16 protein-coding genes are annotated in these 18798 nt (G+C 36.9%); 12 read left to right on the top strand and 4 right to left on the bottom strand.

Annotated elements, in window-relative coordinates:
- Positions 1 to 43: 43 nt before the first annotated feature.
- The 8 genes from KNQ97_RS07975 to KNQ97_RS07940 all read left to right on the top strand — a co-directional run bounded on the left by KNQ97_RS07975 (position 44) and on the right by KNQ97_RS07940 (position 10589).
- Positions 44 to 943 carry a hypothetical protein gene (locus tag KNQ97_RS07975; RefSeq protein ID WP_223857321.1) on the top strand — a complete coding sequence of 300 codons (900 nt, stop codon included), beginning with the start codon at positions 44 to 46 and terminating at the stop codon, positions 941 to 943.
- A gap of 496 nt (positions 944 to 1439) precedes the next feature.
- Positions 1440 to 2708 (top strand): sensor histidine kinase KdpD, encoded by a 1269-nt coding sequence (locus KNQ97_RS07970; protein ID WP_000194112.1) that lies wholly within the window; start codon positions 1440 to 1442, stop codon positions 2706 to 2708.
- Between the two features lie 68 nt (positions 2709 to 2776).
- On the top strand, positions 2777 to 5527 hold the full coding sequence (gene glnE, locus KNQ97_RS07965) for a bifunctional [glutamate--ammonia ligase]-adenylyl-L-tyrosine phosphorylase/[glutamate--ammonia-ligase] adenylyltransferase (RefSeq protein ID WP_000990834.1): 2751 nt from the start codon (positions 2777 to 2779) through the stop codon (positions 5525 to 5527).
- Positions 5528 to 5551: 24 nt separating this feature from the next.
- On the top strand, positions 5552 to 6478 hold the full coding sequence (locus tag KNQ97_RS07960) for a branched-chain amino acid transaminase (RefSeq protein ID WP_001046506.1): 927 nt from the start codon (positions 5552 to 5554) through the stop codon (positions 6476 to 6478).
- A gap of 67 nt (positions 6479 to 6545) precedes the next feature.
- Positions 6546 to 7433, top strand: a complete 888-nt coding sequence (locus KNQ97_RS07955; RefSeq protein ID WP_253612045.1) for a mitochondrial fission ELM1 family protein — start codon at positions 6546 to 6548, stop codon at positions 7431 to 7433.
- A 13-nt stretch (positions 7434 to 7446) separates the two neighbouring features.
- Positions 7447 to 8256, top strand: coding sequence for a polysaccharide deacetylase family protein (locus tag KNQ97_RS07950; RefSeq protein WP_253612044.1), 810 nt, complete (start codon positions 7447 to 7449; stop codon positions 8254 to 8256).
- A 2-nt stretch (positions 8257 to 8258) separates the two neighbouring features.
- Entirely contained in the window at positions 8259 to 9236 is a 978-nt protein-coding gene (locus tag KNQ97_RS07945) for a glycosyltransferase (RefSeq protein ID WP_046879447.1), read from the top strand.
- Between the two features lie 282 nt (positions 9237 to 9518).
- Positions 9519 to 10589: an ELM1/GtrOC1 family putative glycosyltransferase gene (locus KNQ97_RS07940; protein ID WP_000857007.1), complete on the top strand. Its 1071-nt coding sequence runs from the start codon at positions 9519 to 9521 to the stop codon at positions 10587 to 10589.
- An 87-nt stretch (positions 10590 to 10676) separates the two neighbouring features.
- On the opposite strand, the gene KNQ97_RS07935 is transcribed toward KNQ97_RS07940, so the two are convergent.
- A complete protein-coding gene (locus tag KNQ97_RS07935; protein ID WP_000288747.1) occupies positions 10677 to 11348 on the bottom strand; it encodes a hypothetical protein in 672 nt (223 codons plus the stop codon).
- Positions 11349 to 11463: 115 nt separating this feature from the next.
- Between KNQ97_RS07935 and KNQ97_RS07930 the strand changes: the two genes are divergently transcribed.
- The 4 genes from KNQ97_RS07930 (at position 11464) to KNQ97_RS07915 (ending at position 15613) form a co-directional block, all read left to right on the top strand.
- On the top strand, positions 11464 to 12153 hold the full coding sequence (locus tag KNQ97_RS07930) for an SGNH/GDSL hydrolase family protein (protein ID WP_000192776.1): 690 nt from the start codon (positions 11464 to 11466) through the stop codon (positions 12151 to 12153).
- Positions 12154 to 12306: 153 nt separating this feature from the next.
- Positions 12307 to 13362, top strand: a complete 1056-nt coding sequence (locus KNQ97_RS07925; RefSeq protein WP_000691781.1) for a glycosyltransferase family 4 protein — start codon at positions 12307 to 12309, stop codon at positions 13360 to 13362.
- A 314-nt stretch (positions 13363 to 13676) separates the two neighbouring features.
- On the top strand, positions 13677 to 14522 hold the full coding sequence (locus tag KNQ97_RS07920) for a glycosyltransferase (protein ID WP_001182910.1): 846 nt from the start codon (positions 13677 to 13679) through the stop codon (positions 14520 to 14522).
- The gene (locus tag KNQ97_RS07915; protein WP_000721802.1) at positions 14519 to 15613 is read left to right on the top strand and encodes a glycosyltransferase; all 1095 of its coding nucleotides are present in this window, start codon (positions 14519 to 14521) and stop codon (positions 15611 to 15613) included. Before KNQ97_RS07920 ends, KNQ97_RS07915 begins: the two co-directional genes overlap by 4 nt.
- 11 nt (positions 15614 to 15624) lie before the next feature.
- On the opposite strand, the gene KNQ97_RS07910 is transcribed toward KNQ97_RS07915, so the two are convergent.
- The 3 genes from KNQ97_RS07910 to KNQ97_RS07900 form a co-directional block, all read right to left on the bottom strand.
- Complete coding sequence (locus tag KNQ97_RS07910; protein ID WP_001251488.1) at positions 15625 to 15843, bottom strand: hypothetical protein; 219 nt, start codon at positions 15841 to 15843, stop codon at positions 15625 to 15627.
- Positions 15844 to 15982: 139 nt separating this feature from the next.
- Positions 15983 to 17761: an aspartate--tRNA ligase gene (aspS, locus tag KNQ97_RS07905; protein WP_000986451.1), complete on the bottom strand. Its 1779-nt coding sequence runs from the start codon at positions 17759 to 17761 to the stop codon at positions 15983 to 15985.
- A 170-nt stretch (positions 17762 to 17931) separates the two neighbouring features.
- Positions 17932 to 18696, bottom strand: a complete 765-nt coding sequence (locus KNQ97_RS07900) for a DUF4184 family protein (protein WP_253612043.1) — start codon at positions 18694 to 18696, stop codon at positions 17932 to 17934.
- Positions 18697 to 18798 lie beyond the last annotated feature (102 nt).

Here is an 18798-nt window from a genome sequence, read left to right as displayed (position 1 = left end):
TAAGATACTACTAAATAATAATTAATTTTTTACTTAAAGATTCATGACTGCAAAAAAAACACAAGACACCACTGAAGTAAAAGAAGCAGTAGAAAACAATGATTGTTTCATCATTATGCCTATTGCGGATCACCCAGACTATAAGCAAGGTCATTTCAAACGTGTTTATGAAGATATTATTAAACCTGCTTGTCAAGCAGCTGGATACCGTGCAGTAAGAGCAGATGATGTAGCTCAGACAAACTTAATTCATCTAGATATTCTTCAAAAATTACTTGAATCACCAATGGCAATTTGTGATCTGAGTACACGTAATCCTAATGTATTGTTTGAGCTAGGATTAAGACAAGCTTTTGATAAACCGACTATCCTAATACAAGAAGTAGGTACTCCTCAGATTTTTGATATTAATTTATTCCGCTATACTCAATATCGAAATGGGTTAGATTATCGAGATGTAATAGCAGATCAAAAAGCTATTCAAAAGGTTATAGAAGAAACTAAACAAGCAATTGCAGATGGAAAAAGTGTCAATTCAATTATTAAACTACTTTCAATAACTAATCCTGCAAACTTAAAAGATACTGCTAGTTTTGGAGAAAAAGACTATTTCGATATATTACTTAATGAAATTTCTAGTATTAAAAATCAAATAAGTTTGTCTAAAGATAAGGCTGCTAGTAATAAAATAAATCCATTTCCTGATACTTACGCAATTGATTTTTCATTAGGTACGGAAGAATCAAAAATATCAGAATATTTTGATTATTTAAAAAGTTTAGGGTTAATAGGTGATATTCGTAATCAGTTTATAAATAAAGTGACGAATAGAGTAATGAGCTATGAGTGTGATGCTAGGTCAAATTTCAAAGAAAATGATTTTCGTACTATTGCTCCTTTATTTGAAGTAAAGATTCAAGACATTCTTCTATTACCTTTTTAACTTGAATAAAAAGTATCTAAGCTAATCTAAAGTTACCACCCACATTGGTGGTCGAGTTTGGTCGCTCGTTTTGAAAACAAAGCAGACAAACCGCTACTAAAGCGGTATTTTTTTGCCTGAAGGTTCGTTATGCCTTGTTATGGCAGATCGGACGATGGGATATTCGTGTCCACCATCTTTCCTTTGTGTTCAACGGTATTTAGGCTTATTCTCTAATTCTTATTCAAATAATTTTTTTGACCATCTTTCTACTATTTGTAAACTCGCATTTCTAACATCTTACAACTCTTTCTTCCAAAAAAATTGTTGTATTTTTCTAAAGCATACCCACTTTATGTATCTGAAAACCTTTAATTGAAACTTCACATTTCTATTTCGAAAAGAAAGTTGCTCTTTTAATGTACTGTGTTAAAGTTTGTAGTAGATCATAATGATTATAAGTACATTCTTCAAAAGAGCGGTTCCGACCAACAATGACAAAATCTGTGAGGCGGGCATGACACAGCGATTAGAACTACATCAGGTAGAGCAGTTAACAGCTTGTAAGATATCACTATTACTTGGATTAAATGCCGAGCAGAATTATATTGAGCAATTTTTCCGGTTTAGTCTTCGCCTGTTGAAGTGTCAAAAAGCTTTGCTTACTTTTAATCAGGAACCTTATTTTTGGCATCATTGCCCAGATGGCATGACTGCAATTTCCTTTAAACCTTCAAGACACCTAAAACAATGTTTTGCTAAACAACAGGTGATTCATCACAATCATCCTTCTTATCAAAATTTAATCAACTATTTAAAAGAGCTAAATATTGAATGTGGGCGTGCCTTAGCTGTCCATTTGGTGCAGCCTGACCAGACATCTATGGGATTTGCAGTTTTCTTCGATGACGATGAAAATTGTTTTGAAGATGATCAAATTCAGTTGCTTCTCGATTACTGTTCTAGTTTTATGCAACAAGTCGAGTTGAAGTTTAATTATGAAGAATTAAATGAACTCTATGAGCAGCAAGTCGCGCTGAACTCGAGTAAAACAAAGTTCTTTTCCATTATTTCGCATGACTTGCGGGCACCATTTCATGGCTTGTTAGGTTTCTCCGAAGTGTTAGCTAAAGAACGTGAAACACTGGATGAGTCGAGTATTCAAAACATTGCCGATTATTTATACGACACTTCTCAATCGACCTATAACTTACTTGAAAGTTTGCTGACATGGGCAATGGCCGAAGGTGGTCGCTTTGTTTATCACCCAATTAATTTTAAGCTTAGACAAGTGAGCAATATTGTTTGTGATGTGCTGCATACTTTGGCTTTAAAGAAAAATATTGAATTGGTAAATGCGGTTTCCGAAGATTTAAAAATCTATGCCGATATCAATATGATGACTTCCGTGATCCAAAACTTGGTGTCAAATGCATTGAAATTTACCGATGTTGACGGTTCTGGAAAAGTATTCATTGAAGCGAAGCAGGTGGGTACAAATGTTGAAATCACTGTACGTGATACAGGGCTTGGCATGACTGAACAGCAAATGGCAAATTTATTCCATCCGCGTATTACAGCAAGCTTTAAAGGCACCGCTGGGGAAAAAGGTGCGGGTTTAGGTTTGAGCTTATGTAAGCGTTTTGTCGAGATTAATCAGGGGAAAATTAGTGTAACTTCCCAAAAAGGAGTGGGAACGACCTTTAAAGTTTTATTACCTTCTGCTCAAGAAGTTCCTGAACATCATGTAGAACAACAAAATACATCTGAAGCAAAATTGGTTTAATCCCTTTTCCTACTACTACTTGAACTGCTATAACTAAAAAGAGAGTCTGAGGAAAAGAGCTTTTTTATATGAATGCGGAGCAGTTACAAAAAACATTGCGTGCCAGCCAATATGCTGAACAAGTTTTAGGATTACATCAGGCTGTTTTAGAACAAGATTATCAAATAGATCAATTTGCTGCACCGCTCTCAACAGAACAAATTTACCAACTTGTAGACACCACCCTTGACGGAATTGGCGATGAAATAACGTGGATGCGTGCGCTTCGTATACTGCGCAGTCGTTTAATGTTTCGCTGGATCTGGCAAGATGCCAATCAACTGACGGATGTCGTTACACTTACTCGTGAACTTTCAGACTTTGCCGATGCAAGTATTTGTGCCGCAAAGGCTTTTGCTCGTGTTGCATTGGTTGCTAAACACGGCGAACCATTAAGTTATTCAGGCAAAGTTCAAGATTTGATTGTGGTTGCCATGGGTAAGCTTGGGGCACAGGAATTAAATCTATCAAGTGATATCGACCTGATTTTTGCCTTTGATGAGCAAGGCGAAACCAACGGTCGTAAATGTATTGATGTACAGCAGTTTTGTATTTTGTGGGGACAAAAACTTATTTATTTACTTGAACATATCACCGCAGATGGTTTTGTGTTTCGAGTAGACATGCGCTTACGGCCTTGGGGAGATGGCTCTGCATTAGCGATTAGTCATGCAGCTTTAGAAAAATATTTAAGTCAGCATGGCCGTGAATGGGAACGTTACGCATGGATTAAGGCACGCGTTGTCACTGGGGGTAAAGAAGGGCAAGACTTATTAGAAATGACACGTCCTTTTGTATTCCGCCGTTATGTCGATTACACCGCTTTTGCTGCCATGCGCGATATGAAAGCGATGATTGAGCGCGAAGTATTACGCCGGCATATTGAAGATGACATTAAACTCGGGGCAGGCGGTATACGCGAAATTGAGTTTATTGTTCAGGTGTTCCAGCTTATTTACGGCGGTTCTAAACGTGAGCTGCAAGACCGTCAATGTTTAGTCAGTCTTGAACATATTGGTGAGGCAGGCTTGTTAGAAAAACAGGCCGTACTAGAGCTTGAAGATGCTTACCTGTTTTTGCGACGTGTTGAACATGCAATTCAAGCCTTGAATGATCAGCAAACGCAACTATTACCAGAAGAAGCAGATTTACGACAACGCATTATAGATACCTTGGGTTTTACGAGTTGGAATGAATTTATTGATGTTCTTAACGAGAAACGCCAAAAAGTAAAAGTTCAGTTTAAGCAGCTCATTGAAGACACAAGTTCCAATGCAGCTACCGAGAACTTTGGACAGTTAGAGCAGCAGCTAGATGAAGTGTTAGATGATAATGCAAAAAATCTGATTCATGAGTTCTGGCATGGTCATGCACTTAAAAAACTTCCTTCCAATGCCGTGCAGCGTTTAAAAACGTTTTGGCCCCATTTAATTGAAGCCATTTTACAGTCAGAACAACCACAAACTGCATTATTACGTTTAATGCCACTGATTGAATCAGTCATGCGTCGAACCGTCTATTTGGTAATGCTGATTGAAAGTAAAGGGGCATTACAACGCTTAGTAAAAATGGCAACAGTGAGCCCTTGGATTTGTGAAGAGTTAACGCAATATCCGGTATTGCTGGATGAGTTCTTGTCGATGGACTTTGAATTACCAAAACGTAAGGACTTGGAAGACTCATTACGTCAGCAATTACTTCGTATCGAAATTGATCAGGTCGAAGATCAAATGCGGGTACTTCGCCTGTTTAAAAAGAGTAATGTGTTAACGGTCGCTGCAAGTGATGTGTTAGCTGAAAGTCCTCTTATGAAGGTATCTGATGCTTTGACAGATATTGCAGAAGTCAGTGTTAATGCAACTCTTAATTTAGCTTATCAGACCGTAGCAAAGCGTCATGGTTACCCAAAAGATGTCGAGGGAAAACGTTGTTCACTCGATTATAAAGCCTTTGCTGTCATTGGTTATGGCAAGGTGGGTGGTATTGAGCTGGGCTATGGTTCGGACTTAGATCTGGTCTTTATTCACTATCTAGATGAACAAGCCGACACGGATGGTACTAAGTCAATAACTGGTTTTGAGTTTGCCATGCGTGTCGCTCAAAAGTTTATGTCTTTAATGACCACTCAAACGCTTGATGGCCGCGTTTATGAAATTGATACACGTTTAAGACCTTCAGGTGAGGCAGGTTTATTGGTGACAAGCCTGAAAGCCTATGAGCATTATCAGTTGAAAAGTGCATGGCTTTGGGAGCATCAGGCATTAGTTCGTGCGCGTTCTATTGCAGGTGATGAAGCGCTTTGCCAAAAATTTGAAATATTTCGCCGCGAGATATTGACTCAATCTAGAGATGAGGCTTATGTTCGTGAGGAAGTGCTGAAAATGCGTCAGAAAATGAAAGACCACTTAGGTTCATCTTCTGAACAAAAAAAACATGGTATTTTTCATTTAAAACAGGACGCAGGTGGTATCGTAGATATCGAATTTATGGCACAGTATGCTGTACTTGCATGGAGCGGGACGAAACCCGATCTCGCCCATTATTCTGATAATGTAAGAATATTAGAAGATGCTGCTAAAGCAGACTGCTTATCCAGTGAAGATGCCACAGCATTAATTCGAGCCTATCTTAGTGAACGTGCCGAAAGCCACCGCTTAGCCCTTGCGAATCAATCCATGCAAGTAAGCGCAGCGGACTGGCGTAGTACCCGTGCGGTCGTTTGCAATTTATGGCAAAGATTAATAGACCCAACCGCCTCGGTTGAGTTGGATAGTGAATGATTTTATAACAATTTGGAGTGTTCCATGAATTTGGCTGATCGTGATGGTTTTATTTGGCAAGATGGACAATTAATTGATTGGCGTGATGCAAAGATTCACGTTTTAACCCATACTTTACACTACAGTATGGGCGTATTTGAGGGTGTTCGTGCTTATGAAACTCCTAAAGGTACTGCAATTTTCCGTCTTCAAGACCACACAAAACGTTTGTTAAATTCAGCAAAAATTTATCAAATGAAAGTGCCGTATGATCAAGCAGCGCTTGAACAAGCACAAATCGATGTTGTTCGTGAAAATAAATTAGCTTCTTGCTATTTACGTCCACTGATCTGGATCGGTTCAGAGAAACTTGGTATTGCAGCAACAAATAACACTATTCATGCCGCTGTTGCAGCATGGGCATGGGGTGCATATCTTGGTGATGAAGCAATGGCGAAAGGTATTCGCGTTAAAACCTCATCATTTACTCACCACCATCCAAACGTGACCATGTGTAAAGCAAAAGCATCTGGTAACTACACGTTGTCAATTCTTGCTCACCAAGAAGTTGCACATTCTGGTTACGATGAAGCAATGCTCATGGACCCACAAGGTTATGTATGCCAAGGTTCTGGTGAAAACGTATTCTTGATTAAAGATGGTGTTTTACACACTCCAGATATTGCGGGTGGTGCACTTGACGGTATTACACGCCAAACCGTGATGACGATTGCTAAAGATCTTGGTTATGAAGTTGTTGAGCGTCGTATTACGCGTGACGAATTCTATATTGCTGATGAAGCATTCTTCACAGGTACTGCTGCTGAAGTAACACCAATTCGTGAATACGATGACCGTCAAATCGGTGCGGGTTGCCGTGGCCCAATTACCACTGAAATCCAAAAGACTTTCTTTGATGCAGTTCAAGGTAAAAATCCAAAATATGAACACTGGTTAACTTACGTAAAATAAGTTAATCCGTTAACATGAAAAGGCGAACGTTGGTTTCGCCTTTTTATTTTTGTGTTAGGGAGCTTTTATGCATATTGTCTATGTCTCTGATGGTAAAGCAGGGCATCGCTCACAAGCTTTAGGCTTGTTTCAGGCGATGCAAAGACAGCAGGCAAATGCAACTTTTGAAGAAGTTTCTATTAATGACTTGCCTATTTTTTCTCTAATCAAAGCGCTTTTTTCTTCAAAAAAATCTCTATTTCAACAGGCGCCCGATTTTATATTTGGTGTTGGAAGTCATACGCATTTTCGTGTCTGGTTGCTCGGTAAAATTTTCAAAAAGGCCAAAACGATTATTTTAATGAAGCCAAATTTACCGACGGTTTGGTTTAATTATGCTGTGATTCCAGAGCACGACGGTATTCCTGCGAATAATCGAGTGATTGTTACGCGTGGGGCATTAAATCCCATTCGTAATGAAAAACGCCATCAAGCTTCTAGAATTTTAATTGCATTAGGTGGTTCGTCAAAACGGCATCAATGGAACCAAGAAAAAGTATTATTAAGCGTGCAAAAGATTGTTGAGAATAATCCGGATGCCGAAATCATTTTAACGACTTCACGTCGAACACCAGCAGAGTTTATTGATATTTTAAGACAACAAAGTTTTGCCCCGCATTTACAAATATTTCCGGTTGAGCAAACACCTCAGGGCTGGATTTTTGAAGAGATGCAAAAAGCAGAAGCTGTATGGGTAACAGAAGATAGCGTTTCTATGGTTTTTGAAGCACTTACTGCGGGTTGTCGCGTAGGGGTCATAGCAATCGATCGGTTGAAAGACGATAGAATTACGCACTCGATTGATAAAATGATAGAATCACAACTAATTTCACAGAATACTTGTGTCGTACAGTTGCCACAACCTTATGCTTTTAAAGAAGCAGACCGTGTGGCAACATATCTTTTAGCGAAATAATGAGTTTGGCATTGTGTTTTATATCCTGATTTTACTGGTCTTGCTTATTGTGTTATTTAGCTATAAGTATGCGTGGTGGAAGCCAGCAGTGGATTGGAATCGACCACGTGTATTGATGTATCACATGGTACGAGACCATATTAATGGTGCCAAATTTAATAAGCTTCGGGTCAAGCCCGCTGAGTTTGAAAAGCAAGTTGCCTGGATGAAAGCGCAAGGCTTCCATTTTGTAACGATGCAGGAATTGCAAGAGAACTGGGGAAAGCACCCAGCCAAAACAGTTGCCATTACCTTTGATGATGGTTATTTAGACAACTTACAAAATGCTTATCCCATTTTAGAAAAATATCAGGCCAAGGCAACCATATATGTGGTGGTTGATCGTCATGATCGTGATTGGTCAACCTATAAAAAAGAACATCATAATAGTGGTGAACTCATGCGTGAGGCTAAGTTGAATGATGCTCAAGTCAAGCAACTGGCAGATAGCGAACTGATTGAAATTGGTTCACATACGTTAACGCATGCTAATTTAAACAAACTGGATGATACGGATTGTTTAAAAGAACTATCAGATTCAAAGCAGTGGCTTGAACAACTGATAGAAAAACCAGTAAACAGTTTTGCTTATCCATTTGGTATTTACTCAGACCGAGATGTTAAACTGGCAAAACAGTCAGGGTATAGCAATGCAGTGACCACAATGGAAGGCATTGATGATGAACAGCCGGACTTTATGCAACTACAACGTATTAAGATCAGCGGAAAAGATTCATTATTCGCCGTCAAACTTCGTTTAAAACTTGGTACGCGTGAGGGCTAATCATGAAAATTACGCTTGTGATGGCAAGTGATGAGGAAGGTGGCCTAGAAAAGCATGTACTTGAGCTGGCTGCTGGTTTATCACAAGCACATGAAGTTTCTTTAATTGCACATCAGAAATATCAAAGTCAGGTGGAAAGTTCGGTAAACTTTGTTGCTTTTGATATGAGTGGCAGTCGTTATAACCCGTGGACGAAATATCTGCTTAAAAAAACAATATTGGGGACAGAACCACAAGTGCTACATGCTCATGCTTCTAAAACGGCCAAACTGTTGCAAGGCATGATTGTAGGTTTTGATTTCCCTTGTGTGGTGACTATCCATGGTGCAAAGAAAAAGATTGATTCTTACTTGGCATTTGATCATATCATTTGTGTGAGTAAGCGACTCGCGCAGATTGTGGGGCAGCCGGAAAAACTCAGTGTGGTCTATAATGGTATTTCTTTGAATATGCCTGCTCAATCATTTGTAAAAAATAGAAAATTTATTGCCATTGGGCGTTTAAATGAAGTGAAAGGTTTCGATCTTTTACTGGCTGCTTGGCGGAACATTTCACACCAATTAACTATTGTTGGTGATGGTGAAGAACGAGAAAAGTTAGAGCAATTGATTCAAGAGTACCAATTAGCTGATCGGGTTCACTTGTATGGGTATAGCGACAATATTCACCCATTGATTACAGACCATGAGGCTTTGATTGTGTCTTCCTTGCGTGAAGGGGGGCCGTATACACTTGCTGAAAGTTTATTGCTTCAACGTCCTGTGTTAGGAACTGATGTCGGAATGATGGCTGAGTTTATTCCTGTTGAGTTTCTATGTGAACCAAATAATATTGAAGCATTGCAACAAGTGATTCAAAACTATTTGGATGTGGTAGTCCCTGAAGCAAGTTTTAAAAAGGCTTATGCTCTGGCACAGGAACAACTGACTTTTACAAAAATGATTGATCATACGGTCCAAGTCTATCAATCATTACTATAAAATTCATACCATTTATTTAGGTTTTTCAAGATATATCAACTAAAAAATATCTTGAATGTAATAATATGTTTTTTTTAATTATAAATTGTTGTTGTAATTATATAAGAGGATTTGTAAATGTTATTGTTAAATTTTCTAAGAAGTTGTGAAAATTAATATTCTCTTAAGAGTTTAGTATTAACATAAATAAAATAATCTAAATGTAACTGAAAATTTCTTAAAAGGTTTCATCTTTTTTAGAACCTTGAGATAAGTTTTAATTTTGAATTTTAAGGATCTAGCTTGAAAACGCAGCAGCTTTCTTCCTCAAAACAAGTAATTTTAGCCCTGACAGATGATAAGGCTGGTCATGAAACACAGACCCAAGGAATTATTCAACTTCTAAATCAAAATCAAGAATATAAAGTTGAGTGGATTCATTTGGAACAACCCAATCACTGGTTGTATCGTCTGCTTCGCTGGCTATTAAATTTTCACATTGATATTAATTGGTTACGTTATTTTGTGTCTGATGAGATGCTTCAACGTTTAGATGATTTGCCTGTCGCGTATATTATTTCCTCAGGAGGTAATACTTTAATACCAAATGTTCTATTAAAAAAGTACTTTTTGATTAGAAAATATAATGTAAAAAATATTGTGGCAAGTTCATTGAGAGGAATCTCACCAAAAAAATTTGATGTGATTTTTACAGTACGTGAGCAACAAGCATCATTAGAGCATTATTTATATTACCCTATTGCACCGAATAAAATGACTAGCCTTCAGCTAACTCAAGATCAAGCAAGGAAGAATCTGGAAATCAGTTCTCATGAACAAGTAATTACAGTACTCATTGGTGCTGATAGTGAAAAAGTAGGAATTTGTTCGCCATTACAGTGGGCAAAGTTACTACAAAATATTCGTTTACAATTCCCAGAGTCCCGACTACTTCTAACCACTTCAAGAAGGACATCAATGAAATTTGAAACTGAGTTGAGGAACTATTGTGAAAAAATGGAGATTTTTAAAGCACAAGATAAAATGACATGGGTAGCTAAAGGGCAAGCGTGTGATATTAAAAACTATATTAAGGCTGCAAACTGGGTGGTATGTAGTCAGGATTCTACCTCAATGATGGCTGAAATCATGATGGCTGAAAAGCCTCTTATAGTTGTATATAATCAGACTGAAATGAAGGATCCATTAATTGATTCACAGTTATCAATGCTTGAAGAAAAAGGATGGTTATTTAAACTGGATATCGAACATTTATCAGAAATCAATCAATATCTTGACCATTACCATCAAGTGGTTCATAGCCATAATTTATATAAAGCCTTAAATAATCACTTAGCTAGTGAAAAATTATAAAATACTTACTAATTTTTCTGATGATAAAATTCAAAATGATTGGTTATTTATTGTTTACTATAGTTAAATAACCAAACAATTTTTTCTTTAAACTTGTTTGTAATTAATAAGCATAATAAATTTCTTAAAAAATGGTTGGATAGCCATTGGCATGTATGCAGAGCTAATAAATTTAGTGCTAACCTCATGAATATTAAACATTTTGCAGAACATAATGCGATGATGGCCTTGATTTAATTTATCTTTTACCCCCATAGATCGACACAGCATGATATGCATTGGATGTGCAAAATTATATCCATCAGTTTGAAATGATTGAAGAAGTTTTTTATATCGCTCATTACGTTTTTCTTCGCTTAAGCGCCAACGCGGATTAGTCCAGTTATAAGCTGTTTCTGGTGTTTTGATATTTCTTTCTAAATGATTTTCCGTGATATCTGTAAGTAGAATCCGGTAAGATTCACTACTAAAGTTTTGGCGGCGTGAACGAATTCTTTTGATAAATGAACCAAAAAAGTTGAAAATAAATCCTTCAGACTGGAAAAAAAAGCGGGTAGCGATAAATTTTTTATCGAGTATATCTGGACCTTTTAAATAAATAATTGTGTCTTTATTTTGTGTTTGTGTGCATGCCAGTAAAACAACTACATCACAGTCGATAGAGGCAAATGGTAAATTGAACTCTTGTTGAGGAAGAGGTGCGAGACTTTCTCTATGTACATGATATATCTCAGAAGATTGTCCTAACGATGTGTACATAGATCCTCACAAATATAATATGGAATAATATAGCATTTATGTTTTTCACAATAATGTAACATATGCCTCTTTTGTGGCTTATAATAACCTCATTCAATCTCTTTGGGAAATTCCGATGACTCAACTACGTTATATTGCTTTAGGAGGGTGTAATACAATCGGAGAAGTTAACAATATTGGGGCTGCCTATCCTGAGCGAGTTGCTCAAGCAAAAGGGTGGCAATTGAAAAATTATGGTTACACCATGTGTAGTACTCGTGAAGGGGTGCAATTTTTTAATCATAAAGCGGATGTACGAACTGCGGATATTATTAGTATCCAATATGGAGGGGTTGATAGTTGGTTAACGTTTAAAGGTTCTCCTTTTGTTTTATACTACCCAGATAGTCCATGGCGTAAATTCTTGCGTAAACTTGTTAAAAAGTTAAAAAAATATGCACGTAAATTTCATTGGCATCGATTGGTTGGTACAGAGAATGTTGTCCCTTTAGAAGAATATATGGCAAATATTCGATATATCATTGAACATAGTCAAGCTAAATATATTTTGTTAATTGATACTTATCCGAATTTAGATAAAAGTCGTGAACCTAGAATTCGTGAATATAATCAGGCTTTAAAAGCCTTATCTGATGGTAAGCGTGTTTTATATGTTCCAAATTATGAGCGTTTGAGTTTAGATGAAACTAGAAATTATGACGATCAAACCCATTTATCGGCAGTGGGCCAACAGGTTGTTGCAGATGCCATTATTGAAGTTATAGATAAACTCAGTGCTAATGGTAGGCTGGAAACAGGTAAGTAAGAGTTGTAATAAAGTATTATCACTATTCACTCACTAAGTCTATTGTTTAAACTAAACATAGTGAATACTTTTAATTTTTAGTACCATCACAAATTGAAAGGCGAGCTTATTCTCTCTTTAACATGTTTGTCTTTTAAATTTAGGCAAAAATTTATGAAAATTATTAATACTGTTTATGGTGATGCAACAGGCGGTCGTTGGCAAGCCATGTTGAATATAGCTGATACATTAGAGCTTAATGGTCATCAGGTTGTTCTGCTGCGTGGTGTTGAAAATGAACACCTCAGTAGTGGGTCACGTCCAATTCATGTCATTCCTAATACCGGTTTTTATAGTATTAATGCTGCTCTAAAAGTTAGAAAATTTTTGAAAGAACAACAACCAGATGTAATTATTGCCCATAGTGGAAAGGCTGTTTGGCTATTTAAAAATGCTCAGATCGGCATGTCAAAAAAGATACCTGTTATTGCTGTGAATCATAGCCATAATGTAAAAAGGACGATCAGAGCTGATGCATTCATTCATATCACACCTCATATTCAAGAGCTGGTGAAATCTCTATTAACAGAAAAGCAAAAATCAATAAAAATGCATCGTGTAATTTCTAATCTGATGCATCTGCCGGAGGAGCCCGCACTTCCTCAACCTTTTAGGAACCCGGTTACTATAGCAATGCTAACCCGTATGATACCAAATAAGGGTGTCCATGTCCTAATTGAAGCTATTCATTTATTGAATCAAAAGAATATTCAGGTTAAAGCAATACTTGCTGGTGATGGAGAAAATAAAGCCGAGTATGAAAAAATGGTTCAGGATTTTGGTATTGAACATTTAGTTCAATTTCCTGGATGGGTAAATGCGCAGCAAAAAATTGAGATTTACCATACAGCAGATATTATGGCTATTCCTTCTCTAAATGATATTCAGCCACTTGGAATACTTGATGCTTTTGGTTGGGGAAAGGTTGTCTTGAGTAGTGATCATGTTGGCCCTTTACAAGTATGTAAGCATCGAGAAAATGCTTGGGTTGCCAAAGTGGGCGATGCTCAGGATTTGGCAAATGGCATTGAATATTTAATCAAAAACCCAGATCTTGCATTACAGCTCGCGCAGCAAGCCAAGAAAGAAGCATTAGAAAAGTATTGCTTTGAACAAATAGCAAAAGAGCATAATGACTTTATCCATGACGTTTATCATTACTATAACTAGTTGATTAGATGTATTAACTATTTTTAGAAAGATATTATAGTGAGTGCAAAAAATCTTAAATGAAGATATTTAATCAATTCAGAAGGGGAGACCGCGTAATATCCATTAATATTAGCAAACTTACTCTGCAGGTTTTCTGTAGGTGGCTGTTATCGGTATACCCCATTGTATAAAAGTAAGTATATAAAAAATGGAATGAGTTAAGCTAATTATGAGCTAATAATTTTTTATCTGTTAATTGAAATGGTAACTATGTTGATTTTAAAGAATCAAGTAAAAATAATTAAGATTTTTACTAGATATGAGTATATTAAATGCAGCCTTTAGTTTCGGTAATTATACCTTGTTATAATCATCGCCAGTATATTCTTGATAGTATCAAGTCTGTTATAAATCAAACTTATAAAGCTATTGAACTCATCGTTATTGATGATGGTTCAAAAGATGGTTCATTTGAGGAAATAAAAAAAATAGAGTCAGAATGTCGAGGAAGATTTAAACGGTTCGAATGTTACACACGTGAAAATAAAGGTCTGAGTGCGACACTAAATGAAGCAATACAATGGTGTCAGGGAAAATATGTATCTCTGATTGCGTCAGATGACATAATGTTCCCTGAGAAAACATTCAGACAAGTCGAATACCTTGAAAATACTCCTGTTATTGGGGTATTTAGTGCAGTAGCAATTATTGATGCGAGTGGAAATGCAGTTACTACGAGGATCTCTAATAAGACATCATTTTCATTTGAAGATATTATTCTAAATAAGCATGATTTGCCCGCATGTACACAAATGCTTCGTTTGAGTACTTTAAAAGATGTAAATGGGTATGATAAAAGTATAAAAGTTGAAGATTGGTACTTGTGGTTAAAGCTAACAAAGAATGGTGAAAGACTCGACTATATACCAGAAGTCTTTTGTGGTTACAGAGTACATGACTCTAACTTTTCTCATAATCATTTAGCAATGTATAATGATATGAAAAAAATTATACAAGACTATAAATTTCATTTTTTATATCCTCTGGCTGAATATAAAATTAATAGACAAATAACAAAAGCGCTTTTTAAAATAAATAAATCTTTTTCTGGATATTTATGGCTAAGAGTAAGTAACTGGTTTAGATATTATTTATTGAAGTTGAAAATCTGGAAATGAAGAAAATACTTTTTATTGTTGATAACTTAGGTAAGGGTGGTGCTCAAAGCATTACAAGTGCTCTCGCAAACTTTTTAAGCCGCTCTTCATTAATTAAAGTCACAGTTTGTGCACTTGATAATACGAATCAGGAATGTCATCTTGAACCATCAGTTGAACTTATTAGTTTAAATATTCGCCATGATTTTTCTTATGGTAAATTGTGGAAAAGGAAAAATTTAACAAAAGCTGAACAGGTTATGGTTGAAGAAAAAATTAATAAGAGGAATTATAATTTAATTATTTTAGGATTTCACAATGGATATTATCTTTATGACTATCTTAGACAAAAAGATAAAATCTGGTTTTGGGTACATGGGGAGATATTAGAGAGAAGAGCTTTTAAGGATATTTGGGGGCAGTTGCGTAGTTATTTACGTTACGAACGTCATAAAATTTATTTTAAACAATTACTTAAGGGGAAAAGAATTGTTATTGTCAGTAAGCATCTCGAAGAAGCATATAAAAAGATCTTAGAATCATCAGAGTTTGTAACAATTCCAAATGGTATTGAATTACCAGAAAACACAAACCGTTTTAATTCAAAAAAGTGGGATGCTTTATTTTTAGGGCGTTTAGTGAATCTTAAGCAGGTTGATCATACTATTAAGGCGTTCAATAAAGCAAACGTGAGCGGAAAACTTGGAATATTAGGTGATGGTCCTGAAATTTTACCTTTAAAAAATTTAGTGAATAAATTAAATCTACAAAATCGTGTAGATTTCCTTGGTTGGTCCAGTAGTCCGCAAGATTTTATATGTCAATCTCGGTGTGTGGTTATGAGCTCATCAAGTGAGGGAAGCCCGATATCTTTATTACAAGCTTTGAGTTTGGATGTACCAATAGTAAGTTATAACTCAAGTAGTAGCATCGCATTACTCTTTGATAATCCGATTATGAACCGCTATCTAATTCCAAAAAATGACATAGAGAAGTTAGCCATTGCTTTAAAAGAATGTATTAATCATCCTTATGACATACCAAAAGAAGTCAAAAGTATTATAGATATGGAAACAATGGCTAAGTCTTTCATAAACTTGATTCAAGATTAAGTTTATGAATTTTATTTTTGGTCCGCATTACCTTTGAGCACCATATAAATCAGTGCAACAAAGATAAGTAATGCTCCGATTAAACTACTTACACAGAAATAAAGAATACGTTGGTTCGTCGTGAGGTTAAATAATTCATTCGCAAGGATGTAGCGCATGAAAAACCATTGTGCGAGGGAGAATACAATCACGACTAAAGCATGTCGACGTACATCTGGGCGCATAGCCATAAAGCTGACCTCTAAATTAAAAGCACCTTATTATGCCACTGACCAGCATATTCGCAAAGCATAGCTTAGGTAAGTCGAATATATATCTTATTTCTTAATAAAAAACCCTGCAATTGCAGGGTTTTTTATTAAAGAGCAATTAAGCTTCTTTCTTTTGTTGTTCGCGTAAGCGGATGCCCAAGTCACGAAGCTGGTTTGCTTCAACAGGAGCTGGTGCTTGAGTAAGTGGACATTCAGCAGTTTTCGTTTTAGGGAACGCAATAACATCACGAATTGAAGTCGCGCCAGTCATAAGCATTACTAAACGGTCAAGACCAAATGCCAAACCACCGTGAGGAGGTGCACCGTAACGAAGCGCATTGAGTAAGAAGCTGAATTTTTCTTCTGCTTCTTCATCGGAAATACCAAGCGCTTCAAAAATCGCTTTTTGCATTTCTAATGTGTAAATACGAAGTGAACCACCACCAACTTCAGTACCGTTCAATACCATGTCGTAAGCAACAGAAAGTGCTTCGCCTGGATTGCTCTTCACGTCTTCTACGCTAGATTTAGGTAATGTGAATGGATGGTGAACAGAAGTCCATTTGCCATCGTCAGTTTCTTCAAACATTGGGAAGTCAACAACCCAAAGTGGAGCCCACTCACAAGTCGCAAGGTTCAAGTCATGACCGATCTTGACACGAAGGGCACCCATTGCATCATTTACAATTTTAGCTTTGTCCGCACCAAAGAATACGATATCGCCATTTTCAGCACCAACACGTTCAAGCAATTGCATTACGATTGGTTCGATGAATTTAACGATAGGAGATTGAAGGCCTTCAATTCCTTTTTCGATTTCATTGACTTTAATGTACGCTAAGCCTTTTGCACCGTAGATACCGACAAATTTAGTGTATTCGTCAATCTGACTACGTGTTAATGAACCTGCGCCCGGTACACGAAGTGCTGCAATACGGCCTTTAGGGTCTTTAGCTGGACCTGCAAATACTTTGAACTCAACTTCTTGCATTAAGTCTGCAACATCAACGAGTTTTAACGGAATACGCAAGTCTGGCTTGTCAGATGCATAGTCACGCATTGCTTCGCTGTATGGCATACGGCGGAATTTTTCAAATTTTACGCCAAGCAAGTCGTTAAATAATTTAACAGTCATGCCTTCCATCAAATCCATAATGTCATCATCGTTTAAGAACGATGTTTCAATGTCGATTTGAGTAAATTCAGGCTGACGGTCAGCACGTAAGTCTTCATCACGGAAACATTTCGCGATTTGGTAGTAGCGATCAATACCACCAACCATCAACAATTGTTTGAATAATTGTGGTGATTGTGGAAGTGCATAGAAGCTACCATTTTGTACTCGGCTTGGTACTAAATAGTCACGCGCACCTTCAGGGGTTGCACGAGTTAAAATCGGAGTTTCAACGTCTAAGAAACCATGATCGTCTAAATAGTTACGAATCAAGTTGGTTACTTTAGAACGGAAGCGTAAACGCTCTAACATTTCTGGGCGACGGATGTCCAAGAAACGATATTTTAAACGGTGTTCTTCAGACACATTAATTGTGTCGTCATTTAATGGGAATGGTGGAGTTTCAGATGCAGCAAGAACTTCGATTTCTTTGCCTAAAACTTCGATTTGACCACTCACCATATTTGGGTTTTCAGTACCTTCATAACGGCGACGAACACGACCTGTAATTTTTAATACATATTCAGAACGTGCTTTATCTGCAGTTGCAAATGCTTCTGGAGTATCTGGGTCAATAACCACTTGAACGAGACCATCACGGTCACGCATATCAAGGAAAATAACACCGCCATGGTCACGGCGACGATGTACCCAACCGCATAATGTAACGGTCTGGTCGATTTGGGCTTCAGTTAAAGAGCCACAGTAATGAGTTCGCATCATGATGAAGATTATCCAAACTATATTGGCTGAAAAGACGGATGCGTAAACCGCGCACCGTCAAAAAAATAAGTTTTCGATTATGCCCTGTTGAATGGCATGCCACAAGAACTAGATCAAAAAACAGCTATAATTTAGCTAAAAATGAGCAATTTGGCAGCAAGTTTAGCTATTTAGCCCATTCTTTGTTGTCGGTCTAAAAATAAGAATAATAGACATCCCAAACTAAACGTACTTAACCAACCTTGCATAAACTCATTAATAGAGCGGCCAGTAAAATAATAGGTATCAGAATGCCAAACCTCATGGGGAATATAACGGGCATAGTCCCAAAAAGAAAATAAGCCTAAAAGTGTAGATAAAGCAAATAAACACCAAGCAAAAATTTTAATTTTATAATTTACTTTCCAATGCTGTTTATGGCGCTGATAGTAATGAATACTCATCCAGCCTAAAAAAGGTAATGCCAGAGCAGAAGAACCGAGTTGAAGAAAGCGATGCAATGGATAAGGACGGCCAAACAAGTGAACAGTTTGCGATAAAAAGTCTTGAAATATAAAAGTTCTAAAGTCTGAGTGGGTAAGCCCATCCCAAATGAGATGTGTTGCTATACCAATGAGTAGAGCAATTATGACTCCAATAAAAAAGCTAAAAAAATGTCTAAAAGAATCTAGTTTTAAATCGTGTTGGATACCAAAAAAACGGTAAACCACAGGTCGGTAAAGTAAGTACCAAATGACACAGAATAATAACCCTAATGCAAGATTAGGGTAGAAAAGCCCCTTCCATTGATGAGTCAGCATACCTGATTGCATTGTAAATAAGCGGTAAAGATCGGGCGTCATACTGCCAATTGCTAAGGCGGCAATGGGTAACGTGTTTCGGCTCAATTTAGCAAGTGGAGGGGCGATAACTGCATGGGAGATTGTAAAAGGCATTAGAAAAGAAAGCTTCTCACATCATCAAAAAGTTGAGTCTATCGAAACATGTCATTAGCGAATGTTTTTTATTGCAAAACAACTGAAATGTTATAATATAAC

It is taken from the genome of Acinetobacter sp. UC24323 (genome assembly GCF_024151445.1).
Taxonomy (GTDB): domain Bacteria; phylum Pseudomonadota; class Gammaproteobacteria; order Pseudomonadales; family Moraxellaceae; genus Acinetobacter; species Acinetobacter baumannii.
This window is presented reverse-complemented; position numbering and strand designations above follow the sequence as displayed.